Below are 19,323 nucleotides of genomic sequence, written 5' to 3' on the forward strand. Positions count from 1 at the left end.
GCAAGCTATGTTTACCCTTCACCATTTAATTGAATCGCGCTCGCAGCGCATTGTTTGGCTGCTTGAGATGATTGGCACAGAATACGAGATAAAAGCTTATCCGCGCGACCCTCAAACTAACTTAGCGCCTGAAAATTACAAAAAGCTACACCCACTAGGCTCTGCCCCGCTGCTTTCTCACAAGGACATTACCTTGGCCGAATCTGGCGCAATTTGCGAATACATCGTGCAACAAACCAATACAAGTGAGCTTTTATGTGCAGATGATCCAGAGGCGCATATTCAAGTTCAGTTTTGGTCTCATTTTAGCGAGGGTAGTTTTTTACCGCCATTAGTAAGCTCGTTAGTGTTGAACAAAGCCCGTGAGAAAGCCAAGCCATTTTTTGTAAAGTTCATTGCGAATAAGCTCATCGATGCGATTATGGATGCATATTTCAATAAAGTGATTGCGCGTAACATGGCATATGTTGAAGCGCATTTAGCGGGTAAAGAATATTTTGTAGGCAACAGCCCCACAGTTGCCGATGTGCAAATGAGCTTTGGCCTAGACAGCATGCATAAAAAAGGGCGTTTAAGTGCGTTTCCTAACACTTCAGCTTATGTTGCAAGAATCAATGCCTTACCGTCGTATCAAACCGCGATGAAAAAAATGGCTGAAGCAGAAGCTCAGGTAAAGTAATTCCTAAAGCTGGCTTTTAGTGGGTGCAGATTGACTAAGCACCCAATACTAAAAGCAAATTTTCTATATCAGCTAATCTTCGATGTACGGTATTTTTTGAATCTATTTTAATAATGCACTGTCAGAAATTTTAACACTTACTCGCACTCTATGAGCGATAGACAGCTGCATCTTCATGATAATGTTGAATTTTATTAAAATGGCTTAATTCTTGCTTCGTGCCCTCAAACATCTGACGAAGTCCCGTCAAATTGAGATTAGGAAAATCAAATGAAATTCAGTACTGCATGTAAATCACTCGCCCTTGGTTCATTGATGTTAGCTTCAGCAAACAGCATGGCCGCCGTTATCGCTTCAACCGATTTTGACGGTCGTACCGTAAGTGGTTCAACCGCATCAGACTTAACGTGGGTTACCCAAGGCGTTGCAAATCCTGGTGATGTATCTGCCGACTTTGCACTTTTTGATACCGCTGGAACAGCCAACCGGTTTGGTGTTGATCGCAATCTTCACAATGAGAGCTCGTGGTCGGCTAACGTTGCTTTAAACGTGTTAGCAGGAAATTCTATTGCGCTATCAAACGTTAGCTTCGACGCTTTCATTATAAACAATGCTGGTGCCCTGCAGACTGTTCAGCGTAATCTTAGTTACACCGCTGCGTTGCTAGATTCTGCAATGAACGTGTTTTCTCAAATCAGTGTCAATGATATTTATGGTAACTCAGGCTCGGTGACTAACGGCCAAAACATCATGTTTGATTTTAGTGGCAACACGCTGTCTGCTGGCAATACCTACACCTTACGGATCACTGCTTCGGGTACAGGCCCAGGTAACAATGCGGCGCTTGATAATTTAGTAATTAATGGAGAGGTTACTGCTCAGGCGGTCTCTGAGCCATCATTAATGGCAATATTTGGTTTAGGCTTTTTAATGGTAATGGCGCGTCGATTTAGAAAGTAAGTTTTTAAAGTAAAAAGGCTTCTCCAAGCTTTATTTCAATGCCTCGCTTTGCGGGGCATTTTTTTGTTTAAAATCCATCGATGCGCTAGGATTCTGTGTTTTCAGAGCCCAGTTCGGTGTGCAATCATTGCTACTTTGCAGCTAAATAGTCTTTTATAAGCCCGATAAAGGCCTCACCATATTTTTCTAATTTTTTAACCCCAACGCCGGTGACGTCTAGCAGTTCACTTGGCGACGTAGGTTGGGTGCGGGTCATATCTGCTAAAGTGGCATCACTAAAGATAACAAATGCGGGCTTGTCGAGATCGTCGGCAATAAGCTTTCGCAGCGCTTTGAGTTTTTCGAACAGTTTATTGTCTAGGTTAGTGGGCACATACTTATCTTTTTTACCCTGACTCACCGCAAATTTGGGTACTGCGAGCTCAACCTGCTTTTCACCTTTGAGCACCGCTCTTGCGGTGGGGGTCAAGCACAACACGCCAGAGCGGGTCATGTCGATAAATAGCAGGCCAACGTGAATAAGTTGCTGGATAATATTGTGCCAGTAGCTGTCACTTTGCTCTTTACCTATACCATAGGTAGAGAGCTGTTCATGATGGTTATCAAGAATACGCCGGTGCTGAAGTCCTCTTAGTACATCAATAACATGTTGCACACCAGTATCGAGCTTAAGGCGATAAACGCACGATAACACTTTTTGTGCATCAACCGTTCCGTCAAACATTTTAGGCGGATCTAAACAGATATCGCAGTTACCACAGGGCGTATCACGATAGTCAGCAAAATAGTTCAGCAAGACTTGGCGACGGCAGGTTTGTGCTTCAGCAAAAGACTGCATCGCTTCAAACTTATGCATTTCAATCGCAAAACGCTCGCTGGTGCTGCCATCGGCAATCCACTTTTTAATGCGAGCGCCGTCGCGCTCATCATAAAGCAGCAGAGCTTCAGCAGGCATTCCATCTCGTCCAGCTCGCCCGGTTTCTTGGTAAAAAGCCTCAACGCTGCGCGGCACATCGTGATGCACCACAAAGCGCACATTCGATTTATTGATGCCCATACCAAAAGCTACGGTGGCCACAACGACCTGCAAATTGTCTTTCAGAAATTGGGTTTGCACAAGCTCACGCATGGCATTGTCTCTACCCGCATGATAAGCATCGCAACGAATACCTGCTTGTTTAAGCTTGGCGGTGAGATCATCAACCTTAGCGCGGCTATTACAGTACACAATGCCGCTGTTTCCCGATTGCTGACGCACAAAATTAACCACTTGGTCAAAGCCTTTGTATTTGCGCAGCAGGTTGTAGCGAATATTTGGGCGATCGAAGCCGCCTTTATGGACGAAGGCATCGGGAATATTGAGCTGATGCAGTATATCTTGCTGAGTGGCGATATCGGCGGTGGCGGTCAGTGCGATCATGGGTACACGCGGGAGAGCGTGTTTTAGCCTGCCTAGGTTGCGATAGTCCTGCCTAAAATCATGTCCCCAATGACTTACGCAGTGCGCCTCATCAACCGCAATTAGGCTGATATTGCACTGCGAAATAAGATTTAAAAAATACGGCTGCAGCATTCGCTCAGGCGCTACATATAACAAATCTATTTGGCTATTTTGCACCGATTGAATGACTTGCTGCGCTTCATTAAACTCTAAGCTTGAGTTTAAGTACGCAGCCTCAACGCCTAATTCACGTAATTGCTGCACTTGATCCTGCATTAAGGAAATCAGCGGCGATATCACTAAAGTAACGCCCTCAAGCACCATGGCCGGCACTTGATAGCATAGCGACTTTCCGCCACCAGTGGGCAGCAAAATGAGGCTGTCGTTCCCGCCGAGTAATTGTTCAATAACCTCTAACTGACCGTCACGAAATACATCGTAACCAAAGGTGTCTTTCAATACCTTGTGGCAGCTTTGCAGGTGGTCGTTTTTAACTATGGTTTGAATGGCTTTCACGCTGTGATTAAAGGCTATCAGTTACGAGTGTCTAATGGCTGTAAGTGTACCGACATTACAAGACAAAATCATGATGGACTTGGGATCAGATTCGCAATTATCTGATGTCGCTCGGTTTTTGCTTGGCATACCTATATGCTATTGCCAAATTACTTGCATATAATATGAGCTATATTGTATGCAATTTTTATAGTTGCACGATAGGATGCTTTGCTAGACAATCCGCGCTCTTTCCAATCATTCATATTATCATACAAGGCATCGGCGTTGAGTTCATCAGACCAAACTAAAGCAGGCGTTTTATTTGCCATCTGTGCATATACCATGTGGGGCATTGCCCCCATCTATTTTAAGGCTTTGATGCATATTCCGGCCGAAGAAATTTTAATGCACCGAGTGGTATGGTCGTTGGCGGTGCTCGTTGTATTAATTGTGGGCTTGCGGCAAGTGCGCAAAGTCACAACGGCTATTCGCTCAAAACGGGTGATAATTACGCTCTTATTTGCCGGTATTTTACTGGCAGGAAACTGGCTGCTGTTTATTTGGGCGGTAAACAATAATTTTTTACTAGAAGCCAGTTTGGGGTATTTCATTAACCCGCTTATAAACGTCTTTTTAGGCAGAATCTTTTTAGGTGAAATGCTCAGACCGGTGCAAAAGTTGGCAGTGCTCTTAGCAATGATTGGTGTTGGTTTACTGGTTTTTTCTTACGGGGAGCTACCTTGGATTGCACTCACGCTTGCGACTAGCTTCAGTGTTTATGGTTTGTTACGTAAGCAGGTACAAGTCGATTCTATGCCGGGCCTATTTATCGAAACCAGCATGATGCTGCCTGCAGCCGCCATCTATTGGTTATTCTTTGCCAGTGTCACCGCAGATTTAACGGCAAATCCAGCGTCTTTGAATACTTTGCTTTTACTTGCTGGAGTGGTTACCACCGCACCGCTACTGTGTTTTACCGCCGCCGCTCGCCGGATAAAATACTCGACCTTGGGGATGATCCAGTACATTGGCCCCAGTATTATGTTCACCTTAGCTATTGTGATTTACCATGAGCCTCTGAGTCAGGCACGACTGCTCACCTTTGCAATCGTGTGGACGGCTTTGGCTATTTTTACTTACGATTCGCTCAATTACTATCGCAAAAACCGGCGAGTGCAAAAGCCAATTTAGCGGCTAATGCGATTAACACTACTGTGTTAAGGGCGCGTTTGCTAGGGCCTCTTTTTCCTCATCTTTAGAATGATCAGAGGCCAAGGTTAAGTAAACGTTAGGCAGTACGACTAAGGTAAAAAAGGTTCCTACCAACATACCCGCCACCAAAATAATGCCGATACTGTTACGTGCTTCAGCGCCAGGGCCGGTAACCAATACTAGCGGAAAGTGCCCTAATACAGTTGCAGCGGTTGTCATTAAAACCGGTCTGAGGCGAGTTTTTGCAGCTTCTTGTATGGCTTCGAGCTTACTTAGACCTTGGCGCTGCATGTGGTTGGCAAATTCCACAATTAAAATCCCGTTTTTCGCAACAAGGCCCACTAGCGTAATAAAGCCCACCTGAGAATAGATATTGATAGTGGTGAAGTCTAAAAATGAAAACATAATTGCGCCAGACAGAGCTAGTGGTACAGAGCCCAGAAGCACCACAAAGGGATCGCGCAAGCTATTAAACTGAATGGCTAACACCAAATATACAAAGATTAGCGCCACTAACAATACTCCTTCAAGGGAGTTACCTTCGGCTCTTATCTGGCGTGACTCACCCGAATAATCTATCGTGTAACCTTCAGGTAATAAATCGGCGGCGATATTTTCAACAATCGACAAGCCTTGTTCTTTAGTGGTGCCAGGCGCAACTCCAGCTAAAATTCTAAAGGCATTTTTTTGCTGAAATTTTGCTAATACTCTTGGTGCAGTTTCGGTTTGCAATGTTGCGATTGAGCGAACAGGAATAGATGCACCGCTAGGCGTGCGAATTTGTAAATTGAGCACTGCGTCTGGATTAAAGCGATCACTTTCTTTTAGCATGGGGATCACGCGATACGCACGCCCGTCTTGGTTGTAGCGATTTACGAAATTGCCTGACAGCAAGGTAGATAGCTGCTGATTCACCGAGGCTAAATCCATGCCCAAATCGGCAATACGCTCGCGGTCTAAAATAAAGCGTGCTTGGGGTAGGTCAATTTTTAAGTCGGTATTCACAAATAAAAAGCGACCGCTAGCCGCTGCTTGAGCAACCATCTTGTCGGCATATTCTTTCATTTGGGCATAGCTGTCGGTGCTTTGTACGACTAGTTCTACCGAGAAGTTACCCGCGGTAGGGAGTGCTGAGTCGGGCACCGGAAAGGCCTTTACACCGGGGACTTGGCTTAATTTGCCAAAGGCTTCGAAGAACATATCCTGTACGCCTTGTTCACGCTCACTTTGTGGCACAAAGTTCATGCCTCCAAAGCCACCGGTAGGCGTCATGATCTGCCACATCTCTTGTGAGCCATTGAGGGTCTTCATGGTATTGACGACATCGTCCATGTGCTTGATGGTGTAGTCGGTAGAGGCGTCAGGCGCAGACTCAATAATCACTGAAATGCTCGACTGATCTTCAGTAGGTGCTAATTCTTTCAAAGAAAACAGGTAAAAAGGCACGCTTAAAAAAGACAGCACAATCGCCGATACCAATATTTGCTGACGGTACATAATAGTTCGCAGCAGCAGCCGGCCATACTGCTCTTGCAGTATTTCAAACACTCGATTGACCTTCAGGGTTGTCTTGCCTTCTTTTCCGCCCTCAGGGCACGCATAGGCGCTCATGATAGGCGACAGGGTAAGCGCCACAATACCCGATATGATGACAGCTATAGCAAGCGTGAATGCAAACTCTTTAAACAGCGCGCCGGTGAGTCCGGATAGTAAACCAATCGGCGCATAAACCGCAGCAAGCGTGACGGTCATACTGATAATAGGCGATAGGAGTTGCCTAGAGCTTGCCAGTGCCGCCTGCATGCGGCCCATACCAGAGCGCATATATCGCGCCACGTTTTCGACCACCACAATGGCATCGTCGACCACGAGCCCTACCGACAGCACAATAGCCAATATCGTTAATAAGTTGAGAGTAAACCCTGCCAAAGAAATCGCAGCAATGGCTCCTAAAATAGAAATGGGGATGGTGACTAAGGGCACCAATGCTGTTCTTAATGAGCCCATCATCGCCAGCACCACAATGCCAACTAAAATTACCGTCTCAATTAAGGTAATGAAGATTTCTTTAAGTGCATCGCGCATATAAAGTGTGCCGTCAAAGCCATCGCTAATGCTTAAACCTTTAGGTAAGGTTTTGTTGATTTCGTCGATCATCACGTACAGCTTGTCGCCAATCTCAATTTCATTAGTGCCGGGCAAGGGCCATACAGAGACATACAGCACGGTGTCTTCGTTTAGACGAGCAGTCACAACGCCTTCTTCTTCGTTAATCTCAACATCGGCAATGTCTTGTATGCGAATTTGCACGCCGTCTACTTCACGCACCACCAAGCGTTTGAATTCGTCAACGCTGCTCAGATTAGTGTCGGTTAGCAACGAGATACGCTGCTCGTTATTTTCGCTGCTGCCAAATGTGCCGATAAGGTTATTTGCGCGCAGGGCCGCTGAAACGTCATTTGCCGCCACATCAAAAGCCGCCATTTTTTGCGGATCTAACCAAATGCGCATGGCTGGGTTGCGACCACCCTCGATGCCAATGCGTTGCACGCCCGGAATAGACGATAAGGTCGGCGAAACATTGCGAGATAAGTAGTCGGTCACTTCCATGCGCGACATGTCCGATAGCGTTTCATCGTAGTTTACCGTTAGGTAAAATAGAGCAAAGGGCCTGTCTGCTCGGGTGACTTCGATGGCTGGGTCTTCCGCGCCCTCGGGCAGCTCAAATCGGATTTGGTCGATACGGGACGACAACTCTGCTAGCGCCGAGGAGCTATTCTCATTGAGCTTCAACCATAAAGTTACCCTGCTTAGGCCAGGCGTGGTATTGGAATCTACATAATCGACGCCAGGTACAGAAGAAGCCGCCCGCTCGATGGGTTCGGTAATAAAACCCTGAATGGTCTCCGCGGAGGCACCGATGTAGGGGGTAGTGATGGTGATAGAAGCACTGCTGATTTGCGGAAACTGCAATACCGGAATGCTGAAAAACGCTCGGATGCCGATGAGCATGATGGCAAGGGACAACACAATAGCAATGATTGGTCGCTTTGAAAAAATATCCATGACCGATGGCGTGTTAATTAAGCTTGATGAGGCTTCACTTTTTGACAGGCTTTTTGTAGAGGGAGCCCCGGCGTCACTATTAGTATTGGGTGCGCTCATATTATTGTTCCTGCGCTGCGTACACAAGCAAACCTTCAGATAGCTTAGCAGAGCCAATAGTCGCGATAACATCTGTAGATGTTACGCCGCTGGTGAGCAGTGCCATTTTATCTTCTCTTGCGGCAAAACTAACAGGCTGGCGTGTCGCGCGGTAATCCCCTTTATCGTCTTTTACTAACTTAAACACAAAGCTGCCGAAGCTATCAAAACGCAGTGCTTCATTAGGCACGGCATATACGGTTTGAGCTTGCTCAATAGGGAATAACACACTTACTACGCTGCCGGGTTTAAACCTTTGTTCAGTGTTATCTAACTCTGCGCGCACCATTACGCTGCGAGAGGCGCTGGCAATTTGCTGGTTTACTGCGCTTATCTTAGCCGGTATCAAGCCATTTTTAAGTTCGGGAGAGCTGATCTTGACTTCGCTACCGATGGTGATGTCGGCTTGCCATTGCGGGATCGAAAAATCGACCCACACTTTCGATAAATCCCCCACTATTGTTGTAATTACTGAGTTTGCGGCAATGTAAGTACCTACTTCCCAATCATGTATGCTGGCAATTCCAGTAAAAGGAGCGCGTATGGTTTTGCGATCAATATTCGCCTGTAAGGCTCTTGCTCTTGCTTGATTGATCATTAACTGCGAGTTCGCGCGGTCAAGCTGCTCACGCGAGGATGCTCTGACTTCAAGAAGGTCGCTGGCACGTTTTACGTCGAGTTTTGCGAGGGCGATTTCAGCGTTGATTGCTTCAAGTTGCGCAAGCTCCGGTGCGATATCTAGCTGCACAAGCAAGTCGCCTTGGCTAACTTTGCCCCCTGAGGCAAATGCGACTTTGGTGATGATACCTTCAAACTCATTGCGTAGCTCTACCGAGCGCTGTGCTTTAACTTCGCCTATCACCCGTAGGCTGGGTCGCCATACAGAGGGCGTGACGCTGATTGTTTGAACGGTTTCGCTTGGCTCAGGAAAAGACGCGCCAAAAGCAATACCAGCCATCACTTGGTTGTATTTAATAAACCCCAATATGCCGATAATGCACAACAACGACACGATTGTTATCATCCAGCGTTTGAACTGAACCATTTAAATTCCTTTCTTGTGAGATACTGATTAGGACGTCAATTGCGATAACGCAGTAGACTCAGTAGATAAGCTAAATACTGCCAACGCTATGCTTTCGATTATAAAAAATGCCTTTATTACGCAAGTTTCATACTAGCCCACTTTTTGCAGCTTTGCGTACGCTAGCACTAACCACTTACTGCCAAATTCATCAAAGTTCACCTGCACGCGGGCATGATCGCCAGAGCCTTCATAATTGAGCACGGTACCCTCGCCAAATTTCTTATGTAAAACACGTTGCCCTAGAGTAAAACCGCTGTCGACAAAAGCTTCGTGGGAGGTCGCGGCGCTAAAGCGATTGTGCACAGGCTGACTCACCTGCGAGCGCAAACGGATTTCTTCTATGTATTCGCTGGGGATTTCGCGAATAAAGCGAGATGCGGTGTGGTATTTGTCCTGTCCGTAAACCCGACGAGTTTCGGCATAGGTAATGACCAACTGCTGCATGGCGCGGGTCATGCCCACGTATGCTAAACGCCGCTCTTCCTCGAGTCTACCGGGCTCATCGTTGCTCATGTTGCTTGGGAACATGCCCTCTTCGACACCGGCTAACACCACTAAAGGAAACTCCAAGCCTTTAGCAGAATGAATGGTCATCATTTGTACCGCATCTTGATTAGCATCGGCTTGTGCTTCGCCAGCTTCAAGTGAGGCATGGGCTAAAAAGGCTGCCATAGGCGTCATTTCTTCCGCATCTTCTGGCGGCTCAAACTGTTTACATGCGGTCACTAACTCTTGCAAGTTTTCAACCCTAGCTTGGGCCTTTTCGCCTTTTTCGGCTTGATACATCGCATACAAACCAGAGCCTTTGATAATCGCATCGGCTTTTTTCTCAAGCTCTAAGGGCGCGACTTGTTCAGCAAGGCCTTTAATCATGTCGATAAAGCTCTGCAGGGAATTGGCGGCTCTTCCTGATAAAAGCTTGGCCGACAGCATGGCCTGACTTGCATCCCACATAGCAAGATTATGCTCTCTGGCGTAGCTGCGAATATTGCTCAAGGACTTTTCTCCCATGCCGCGAGTGGGTGTGTTTACGACCCGCTCAAAGGCGGCATCGTCAATAGCGTTGTTCACCAAGCGCATGTAGGCAAGAGAATCTTTAATTTCTTGGCGTTCGAAAAATCGTAAACCACCATAAATACGATAAGCTAAGCCTTCATGTAGCAAGGCCTCTTCAAGCACCCGCGATTGGGCGTTATTGCGATACAAGATCGCGCAGTCTTTTAGGGCCGCACCATCGTCAAAAAATTGTTTGATACGCGAAACGATAAAGCGGGCTTCATCCATTTCGTTAAAACCTGAATACAGGGCAATTTTTTTACCTTCTGAACCTTCGGTCCATAGGTCTTTGCCTAAGCGCCCCTGATTGTTAGCAATCACCGCGTTTGCCGCTTTAAGAATGTTGCTGGTAGAGCGGTAGTTTTGCTCTAAGCGGATAGTAATACTGGATGGAAAGTCTTTCAGAAAATGTGAGATATTTTCTACATTGGCGCCGCGCCAGCCGTATATCGACTGATCATCATCGCCTACAATCATCATGCTGTTTTCAGGGCCTTTCAAGAGTTTTAGCCAAGCGTATTGAATATTGTTGGTGTCTTGAAACTCGTCGACCAATACCGCTCTAAAACGATTTTGATAGTGGCGTCGTAAAGGCTCATTGTCGCGTAAAATCTCATAGGCTAATAATAAAAGCTCGGCAAAATCCACCAAACCTGAACGCTTGCAGGTTTGCTCATAGGCGACGCAGATATCCTTCATCTTTTGCTGAGTCGGGTCGTTATGAGTTTCAACGTGCGCAGCGCGCAGCCCTTCGTCTTTGTTGCCGTTAATAAACCACTGGATTTGCTTTGCTGGCCAATGTTTTTCGTCTAAATTCATGGCTTTTAGCAAGCGCTTTATTAGGCGATATTGATCGTCTGAATCTAAAATACTAAAATTTTGCGGCAGTCTTGCTTCTTCGTAATGCAGGCGAAGCAGGCGATGAGCCAAACCGTGGAAGGTACCTATCCACATGGCGTTCATCGGCGCTTTGACTAAATGCTCCACACGTCCACGCATTTCTCGGGCAGCTTTATTGGTAAAGGTTACGGCCAAAATACTAAACGGCGTAATGGCTTCGACTTCCATCATCCATACTATGCGGTGGACTAATACGCGGGTTTTCCCGCTGCCTGCGCCAGCAAGCACCAGCATGTTAGCATTAGGGGCAGCTACCGCTTCGCGTTGCTTATCGTTTAGCTCGTCCAGTAGTCGAGATACATCCATTAAGTAAACCTTTGGGTAATATTTTGAGTAAAAATCTGCAAATACGCGCCGCTTTGCTAAGGCGCTAGCTTGTTAAATTATGTATTATCCGCATAGTGTAACAAACTGAACGAAGTTTTTATCATAAGGCTGGTTATTTATACAGTTTTTATTTACGTTCACATTGGCGCATAGCCATCAATCTGCATAATTAATAAATGTTATAGGTCAGCAATGGATTTATTCTATCAACGCACAGAAACTAACGAAAAGGTCGTAGTGATATTCCGCCCATATTCGATGTATGTGCTGTTAGTGGTGCTCCTGGCACTTATGGCGATTACTTTTGTACCTGCGCTTGTTGCTTATGAAGCCCTCGGCAATGTACTTATCCCGATTGCTGCGGTGGTTGTGATAGCGCGCATAGTATTCATGTATAAAGTCAATCAAGAAGTGCAAAACGCTATTCGTAGCGACAGTGTGACTATTTCAGGCAGTAAGTTGAGCGCTAAAAATCCGCTTACCTTTGTGATCACAAAAACCGCAGGACAATAACTTGCCATATACCATTATCGACAGCGAAGCCTTTTGGTTAGCTCTGAAACATGAAGCAAAGTTAGTCGCTGAAAAAGAGCCGATGCTATCTAGCTATTTGCATGCTTGTGTATTAAATCACCATAATTTTGAAACCTCATTGAGTTTTATTTTATCGAACAAAGTGAGCGATGACGTGATGCCAGCCATTGCTGTTCGTGAAATGTTTGATGAGGCCTACATGCTCAACCCCAGTATCGTAGATGCTGCAGTCGCTGATGCCCAGGCTATCGTTCAGCGCGACCCAGCGGTGTCTTCTTACTTACCGGTTTTGATTCATTTCAAAGGCTTTCAAGCGCTACAAGTACATCGTCTGGCACACCATATGTGGCAAAACGGCCGCAGAGAACTCGCGCTGTTTATGCAAAGTCGTAATTCCGAAGTGTTTTCGGTGGATATTCACCCAGCTGCAACAATCGGCAAAGGCGTTATGTTTGACCATGCTACGGGTATTGTTATTGGTGAAACCGCGGTGGTCGAGGACAATGTTTCGATACTGCAAGAAGTAACGCTTGGCGGAACCGGTAGCGAGTCGGGAGACCGCCACCCCAAAATTCGCGAGGGTGTGATGATTGGCTCGGGGGCTAAAATCCTTGGCAATATTGAAGTGGGTAGAGGTTCGAAAGTAGGTGCGGGGAGCGTGGTGCTGAGCAATGTGCCGCCGTGCATGACGGTTGTGGGTGTGCCGGCAAAAGTGGTGGGTAAGCCTAACTGCGATATGCCCTGCGATTCTATGCAGCAGAATGTGCTAGCAGACTCCGATAAAGAGGGATAAATTTTGTCATTAGAAACGCAACAAAAATTGCAGCAGCTCATGCAAATGCCAGCAGATAAGCGCTACTCCTATTTACTCGAGCAGGCCAAAGCAAATCAACAGCTATGGATATTAACTGACGAACATGGCAGCGTGATGCTCAATACCGAAGATGAAGATTGCGTGCCCGTATGGCCTGAGCAAGGGCTGGCTGAATACTGGGCAACCGGGGAATGGGCAGATTGCAAAGCGCAGGCAATTTCGTTGAGCGATTGGTTAGCGCGCTGGACCCCAGGGTTGCAAAGTGACGATTTGTTTATCGTTGCCAGCCCTAACCCCGATGAAGCTGGATTGGTATTAGACCCCGACATGTTTGATGAAGACTTACGTCGCTAAGCCCAAGTAACTTGCAGGCGTTCTTTATACCAGACAGTGTTGTTAAACAATGGGAAAGATAAGCAGAGAGCGAGAGCAAAAAAGCTGTGACGCTTGCTCAACAGCGAGCTCTATTTTATATCGGGTACGTTTAGCGCAGCAAGAACCATGGTTGTTTTACTGTAGTGACTGTCAATCAAAGGCGAAATCACGTGCTGCTTATCAATATGGCGGCACATGGAAACAAATTAAACGAAACTAGTTGTCACTCTTGGTCGCCTTCTATTATTCTCAGCTTGTATTATCCTAAGAGTCAGATGGCTTTACTCGCCTCTCGAATGTGTTTATGATTTTATTCACTGCCACTCTTTGGAATCTCTTATTCCGCATGACCGCCCTATGACCCTAAAATACGTTCAATTAGCCCCGCATCATTTTGATGCCATTATTGCCTTAGGCAATGAAGTGCATGGCGACAATTATCTCGATATGACTCAAATGGAAGATCTCTATCAGCGCAGTTGGTCAAACAATGTAAATGCCAGTTGGGTTGCGGTGCTAACTGAGCCTGAAGCACTATCAAATAAAGAGATTGAGCAAGATTCTGAGGTAGCACCAGCAAAACGCTCGGCAAGCAAGCAAACGCCCGATGGTTATTTAGTGGGTTTTAGACTCACGATTGCAAGCCAAAATTGGTCTCACGATCAGTGGTGTACGCCAGAGCAGTGGGGTCACCCACAAGATCAAGTGTGTTACTTTAAGTGCAACACGGTAGACAGCGCGATGCGCGGCAAAGGTGTGGGCTCAAGTTTGTTGCAAAAATCTATTGAGAGCGCCAAACAGCAAAATGCCTTGGCGGGTGTCGCGCATATTTGGATGCAAAGCCCACAGAACTCAGCGTTTGAATATTTTACCGCGAGCGGCGGCGAATTAGTCAAAAAACACCCGAATAAATGGCAAATCCATACTATCGAAGATGGCTATGAATGCCCCGTGTGTGAAAATATTTGTTATTGCGTGGCTGCCGAAATGATCATCCACTTTGAGTCAACTCAGGCCTAATGTACGACCCTATAAAAGACCCTATTCCTCCTGCAGATCAAACGCTTCCAAATAGCTATTGGGCGTCTGATGCATCAAATAAACGTAGCCCGTTGAATTACCGCCAATTGCAAGGGCACGAGCAAAGCGACGTAGTGATCATTGGAGCCGGTTATACGGGATTGTCGTGCGCCTTGGAACTGAGTCAAAAATACAATGTATCGTGCACAGTAGTAGAAGCGAATCAACCCGGCTGGGGCTGTAGCGGTCGCAATGGCGGTTTTGTGTTACCGGGTACTGGCAGGCTTAGCGTGCAGCAAATGACAAAACGCTGGAACAAAAAAACTAGCCAAAATATCTACGCTGAATATCTTAGATCGATAGCAACGGTGAAAGGCTTTATTGCCGATGGCATTGAATGTGATGACACAGCCGGTGGCTATTTAAAGCTAGCACACAAACCCAGTTTAGTCTCATCACTGCATGATCAGGCTAGGGCCTTATCGGATGACTATGGCGATTCAATAATAGCGCTTACAAAAGCAGACATTGCGGCTGAATACCTGTCGGGTACGCCAGCTTATGGCGGAATTTATTACCCAAATGCGATTGGGATTAACCCATGGTTATTTTGTCAGGGATTGGCAAAACGCGTTGAGCAAGCGGGTGCTAGCATCTTCGGCGCAAGCCCTGTAATAAGTTGCGAGCGTAAACAGAGCAAACATATTGTGCGCACCGAATTGGGCAGCATTGAAGCGAAGACCTTGATTGTCGCGACCAATGCTTATGGTCAGCGACGTCTGCACCCGGTCCTCACAGACCGGACTTTTCCGGTGGTCTCGAGCATTATCGTGACTGAGCCACTCAATCAAGAGCAGCTGATGCGCATCTCTATGAAAGCTGGGTTGATGGTAATGGATACTCGCGCTCTGAAATATTACTATCGTGTACTACCCGATAATCGCCTGCTGTTCGGCGGACGCGGCGCAGTATATGGTAAAGATGCCGACAATAAAAAATATTTAAACGCCCTCAAACAAGGGCTTTTTGCCACCTTCCCGCAGCTAAGCGATATTGATATTAGTCACTTTTGGAGTGGTTGGGTGAGCGTATCGCTGGATGACTCTCCGCGTATCTTCCATGATAAGTCAGAAAATATGCTCTATAGCGCAGGGTACTGTGGAGCAGGTCTTGCATTTTCGATTCAGGCCGGCAAACGCCTCGCGCAGCTGTTGGTTGAGCCCAATACGCTGCCAGATTTACCCTATTGGAAAACACCCTTGCAAAGGTTTCCTCTAGCAGCGCTGAGACGACCTGCGCTGCGCGCTTTTTATGCTTGGGAAGGTATAAAAAATACAATAACAAAGCAAAATCGTTGAGTTGGCGACACGTTTCCATAAATAATTGTTACTCGAAGTTTACAGTATAAATAGTTTGTCATTAACAGTGTGCTCTATCTATTGAATATTTACGATTTTCTATATAAAGTTCTGACACTTACAAGCTCATTTTGATCATTTTTTTGTTTGAATAAGGACATCTAAACATGCGTAGTAGAAGACACATCTTAAAATTCTTCGTTGCTTTATTCGCTTCTTCTTTACTTCTTAGTGCCTGTGGTGGTGGCGGAAGCGGCAGCTCTGGTATTGATTTACCCCCACCCCCACCTCCACCCCCACCCCCAGTGCAGAATCTACTAATTGATTATGCCCCAAATGCTAGCATAGGGACGCTATCCTCAATTGATAGCATGTTGCAAATTGGTTATGTCAGTCAAAACACTATTTTTTACACTTCAAGCTATCGGTTTGGAACAGAATCTTCGTGCAGCAATGGTGGATTATTTACTCATACACTGACAGACAATGACGATAACCAACGCTTGTCGACTGGCGATACTTTAATCACGACTTACCGAGAGTGCTATATAGACGCTCTTCAGGAAATTACTGATGGATCGATTGTTTACACAGTGAATAGCTTAGATTCGAGCAACGGATATGAAATTATTTTAGATGCGAGTGAATTATCCATAGGTAATGATATTGGATTATCAGGTGATATTCATGTTCACTATGATGTAAATCAGACTGGGACGGAGCTAACACTGGCTTCGAATAATCCATTGCGCGTTACTGCAAATAGTCAATTGCTCCTCACCTTAAATGATTTCGAGATATCAAAAACAGAGCAATTTACCGACGCAAAGTATACCCTAAGTGCGAGCGGCAGCATTAGAGACGAGGCTTTTGATGGGACCTATAGTTTTCAGCAAATTACCCCGTTTTCTGGATTCTTTAATGAATACCCTAATGATGGTGAGCTCATAATTTCTGCATCTGAAACTGATCGTTTTACCATTAAGGCAAACTTTGTGGAAGATTCCTCACTATTTGATATTGAATCTAACTCAACGGTTATTTCACGTCCTTGGTTGGATGCAATCGAAGGTGCCATGATGGCCTTTAACGGACAGATTCCCCAGTTTATCTACGATTTCAGATCAGATAATTTTGCGTTCGTTGGCAACATCAGCGCGTCTAGTATTGATAGTTTTGGTCTGAGCGACAGTATCAGTTGGATGTTTTCTAGGCCGGTTAGTATGGCCGAGCTTAACTTTGGCCGTCTAGAATTTGAACCTAATAGTTTTCCGCGTACGGGTATTCCAGCACTTATTTCTATTGATGGCGCTCTCGTTACTATAACTCCTCAGGATTCGCTACAAGCTGGGATAACTTATAATCTCCCAAACTTGACGATAACAAGCACTAATCAAAGTACTTATTCTTATTTTGGAGCGCAAATACAAACAAGTACCGACATTATTCCGATTATTCAAGCGCAGTCTCTTTTGTACCGGGCAGGTGACACACCATGGTTAGATGCTACCAGCTCCACCAGCAATATTGCAGGAGAGCTAAGCTTTGAGTGGAGCGAATTAAGCAACACGGGAATTAGTTTTAATTCACCTGATCAGGGGCGAACAGAATTCACACTTGGGGGTGACACAACCGATAACCTTGTTGTACAAGTCACAATTTCAAATCAAGAAGGCTACAAAGTTACAAAGACACAAGAAATACGATATTTATCTACGGATGCTACATTTTTAAGTTTCGATAGCCCGCAAGGAGATTTTATTGGACAAGGTCAGCAGCAGTTGTATACGGCCCTGGATGGTGAGTTCCTGATTCAAGCGTTTGACGACGTTCAAAACTATATTGGAGCGAGCTTTAATGGTAATGATAACTGGAATTTAGACTTAGCTGCGCCACGAGATGATGTTATTGGCGTCGGAGTATATAACGATGCGACCCGATATCCGTTTCAATCCCCGACTTTACCGGGGTTAAGTTTTTTTGGTTCTGGTCGTGGATGCAACCAAAGCAGTGGTATGTTTGAAATATTAGAATTGGAAAGGGATATGGGAGGAACAATAACTCGTTTCGCTGTTAACTTTACTCAAAACTGTGAATTTACTATGCCTGCTTTAATTGGTCAGTTTCGTCTAAATAGTGCTCTTCCATTAAATCCAAAATGAAAGGTTTAGCCGACCTACCTTAATATTAAATCTAGTTGTCGCACGACATAATTTTGATAATGGGGCCCGATTTAAGGCCCCTTTAATTTAAATCTGAATTGGTTTTATCTGTTATGTTCTAGAATACTATTTAAGCTTTTCTATATGGAGTGTTCAGCTTTGAACTATCTTAATCTTAGTGAAAACGATTCAAGTTATATTAATAGTTATTTTAAAAATGCTGTAGTAACCATCACTATGAACAAGCCCAAGAAGTTAAACGGCTGGACATCACCAATGATGGAGGCTTTTGCGAATGCTTTTGACAAGGCGCGTGAAGATGCGTCAAGCAAAGTGGTGATTTTTACCGGCGTGGGTGAATATTATTCTGCTGGGGTTAACCTTGGCGGTACCTTAAAGCTGATGGCACCTAAAAAACTGCATAAACTGATTGTTGAGCACAATGAAATTTTGTTTGAGCGATTTTTAAGCTTCCCTAAACCCATACTGATTGCCACGAATGGACCAGCCATAGGCGCAAGTGTTACGTCAGCCACCCTATGTGACGCCATTATTGCTTCAGATACCTCGACATACTCTACGCCTTTTGCCGCTTTAGGCATTACGCCAGAGGGCTGCTCGAGCATTCAATTTGCGAGGCTAATGGGCGAAGAAAATGCACAACGTATGCTGGGCCCAGAAGGTTGGAGACCAACAGCAGAAGAAGCGCTGGCAGCAGGACTCGTTCAATGGGTAGTACCTAAAGATAAACTGCAACAAGAAGCACAAAAAATTGCCGAACAATGGGTCGCAGATGAGCGAGCAAGAACATACATGGGCAACAGTCAATTGCCTGAACTCCAAGCCGCCAATGCAAGAGAGTCTATTGAGCTCGCAGATTGCTTTTTAGGGGCAAAATTCCTTAAGGGGCAACACAAATTTTTGTGGAGTAAAAATAAGCGTATGCCAGCTCTAGTCTTCTTATCGCTTTGGGCACTGAGACCGCTTTGGAGACATTTTTTGTAAAAGGGGGTCAGTGTAACTTAATCCAAGTTTACTAAATATTACCGACCAAGTGCTGCACATCAAGGTGCAAAATCACAAGGGAAAGCTATAAAAATTGCCAATCTAGTGCCTCTATACAGGAATCTCCAACAATGACTCGCTTACTTGACGCCGTTTTTTGTTATTTTTATGTAGTTTGTAAAGAAAAAGTTTGGTTTGCCACCGACTCATTTGGCTTGTATGCATGGGCATTTACTGCTGGCACAACTGCCGTGGTGTTGTATTTAAATGTTCTCTTTTTCTATAGTGCTTTGGGTTATGATATTCATTACTTAGCAGTTTTTGATAAGACGCTTTCTGAGTATGAACTAGTAGCTGCTCTTTATGGCCTGATGTTTACTCTCATGGTTATGTTTGGTTTCTATTTGTTGCGAGGTAGGAAGTTTGTAACACTGATTGGAGAGCTCAAGAAAAACGAATATCAACTTTCTTCGCTGTCAAAATGGGTGGGAAGGGTTTATGTATTTGCCTTTGCGCTACCACTTTGTGCATCAGTTATTACACTTATTTATAAATCAGTAACCATCGGGTTTTAGGTTCAAGGAAAAGGGAAAAGGGGGTCAGTGTCTGACGTATCCCCACGAAATTTCGAGTTGCAAAATAGTTCCATAATAGATTGAACATTCATGGCATCTGGTGATCAGATCAATCG

At 45.3% G+C, this 19,323-nt stretch carries 15 protein-coding genes; 11 read left to right on the plus strand and 4 right to left on the minus strand.

The genetic code is table 11. The annotated features are described in order from the left end of the window. Positions 1 to 7: 7 nt before the first annotated feature. A complete protein-coding gene (locus tag AB9H30_RS11750) occupies positions 8 to 679 on the plus strand; it encodes a glutathione S-transferase family protein (protein WP_371194861.1) in 672 nt (223 codons plus the stop codon). Between the two features lie 270 nt (positions 680 to 949). Beyond that, positions 950 to 1,639, plus strand: a complete 690-nt coding sequence (locus AB9H30_RS11755) for a hypothetical protein (protein WP_371194862.1) — start codon at positions 950 to 952, stop codon at positions 1,637 to 1,639. A gap of 130 nt (positions 1,640 to 1,769) precedes the next feature. Here the strand turns inward: AB9H30_RS11755 and recQ are convergent, their stop codons facing one another. Next, complete coding sequence (recQ, locus tag AB9H30_RS11760) at positions 1,770 to 3,596, minus strand: DNA helicase RecQ (protein ID WP_371194863.1); 1,827 nt, start codon at positions 3,594 to 3,596, stop codon at positions 1,770 to 1,772. A 267-nt stretch (positions 3,597 to 3,863) separates the two neighbouring features. On the opposite strand from recQ, the gene rarD reads away from it, so the two are divergent. Continuing rightward, positions 3,864 to 4,769, plus strand: a complete 906-nt coding sequence (rarD, locus tag AB9H30_RS11765) for an EamA family transporter RarD (protein ID WP_371194864.1) — start codon at positions 3,864 to 3,866, stop codon at positions 4,767 to 4,769. 18 nt (positions 4,770 to 4,787) lie between these two features. Here the strand turns inward: rarD and AB9H30_RS11770 are convergent, their stop codons facing one another. The 3 genes from AB9H30_RS11770 to uvrD form a co-directional block, all read right to left on the minus strand. Continuing rightward, positions 4,788 to 7,856, minus strand: coding sequence for an efflux RND transporter permease subunit (locus tag AB9H30_RS11770; RefSeq protein ID WP_371194880.1), 3,069 nt, complete (start codon positions 7,854 to 7,856; stop codon positions 4,788 to 4,790). A gap of 100 nt (positions 7,857 to 7,956) precedes the next feature. Continuing rightward, a complete protein-coding gene (locus AB9H30_RS11775; protein WP_371194865.1) occupies positions 7,957 to 9,039 on the minus strand; it encodes an efflux RND transporter periplasmic adaptor subunit in 1,083 nt (360 codons plus the stop codon). A 132-nt stretch (positions 9,040 to 9,171) separates the two neighbouring features. After that, the gene (gene uvrD, locus AB9H30_RS11780; protein WP_371194866.1) at positions 9,172 to 11,343 is read right to left on the minus strand and encodes a DNA helicase II; all 2,172 of its coding nucleotides are present in this window, start codon (positions 11,341 to 11,343) and stop codon (positions 9,172 to 9,174) included. Between the two features lie 213 nt (positions 11,344 to 11,556). Here uvrD and AB9H30_RS11785 point away from each other — a divergent pair, with 213 nt between their 5' ends. From AB9H30_RS11785 to AB9H30_RS11820, 8 genes are all read left to right on the plus strand, one after another. Further along, positions 11,557 to 11,877 (plus strand): hypothetical protein, encoded by a 321-nt coding sequence (locus AB9H30_RS11785; RefSeq protein WP_371194867.1) that lies wholly within the window; start codon positions 11,557 to 11,559, stop codon positions 11,875 to 11,877. A gap of 1 nt (position 11,878) precedes the next feature. Continuing rightward, entirely contained in the window at positions 11,879 to 12,691 is an 813-nt protein-coding gene (cysE, locus tag AB9H30_RS11790) for a serine O-acetyltransferase (RefSeq protein WP_371194868.1), read from the plus strand. 3 nt (positions 12,692 to 12,694) lie between these two features. Beyond that, complete coding sequence (locus AB9H30_RS11795) at positions 12,695 to 13,066, plus strand: DUF2750 domain-containing protein (protein WP_371194869.1); 372 nt, start codon at positions 12,695 to 12,697, stop codon at positions 13,064 to 13,066. A 378-nt stretch (positions 13,067 to 13,444) separates the two neighbouring features. Continuing rightward, positions 13,445 to 14,107, plus strand: a complete 663-nt coding sequence (locus AB9H30_RS11800) for a GNAT family N-acetyltransferase (RefSeq protein WP_371194870.1) — start codon at positions 13,445 to 13,447, stop codon at positions 14,105 to 14,107. Further along, complete coding sequence (locus AB9H30_RS11805) at positions 14,107 to 15,465, plus strand: NAD(P)/FAD-dependent oxidoreductase (protein ID WP_371194871.1); 1,359 nt, start codon at positions 14,107 to 14,109, stop codon at positions 15,463 to 15,465. The genes AB9H30_RS11800 and AB9H30_RS11805 overlap by 1 nt, the downstream gene beginning before the upstream one ends. Before the next feature lie 167 nt (positions 15,466 to 15,632). Continuing rightward, positions 15,633 to 17,627, plus strand: a complete 1,995-nt coding sequence (locus AB9H30_RS11810) for a hypothetical protein (protein WP_371194872.1) — start codon at positions 15,633 to 15,635, stop codon at positions 17,625 to 17,627. 144 nt (positions 17,628 to 17,771) lie between these two features. Further along, entirely contained in the window at positions 17,772 to 18,632 is an 861-nt protein-coding gene (locus tag AB9H30_RS11815; protein ID WP_371194873.1) for an enoyl-CoA hydratase/isomerase family protein, read from the plus strand. A 131-nt stretch (positions 18,633 to 18,763) separates the two neighbouring features. Then, entirely contained in the window at positions 18,764 to 19,207 is a 444-nt protein-coding gene (locus tag AB9H30_RS11820; protein ID WP_371194874.1) for a hypothetical protein, read from the plus strand. Positions 19,208 to 19,323: the final 116 nt, after the last annotated feature.

Origin of the sequence: Glaciecola sp. SC05 (assembly GCF_041380235.1) — a bacterium.
GTDB lineage: Bacteria > Pseudomonadota > Gammaproteobacteria > Enterobacterales > Alteromonadaceae > Glaciecola.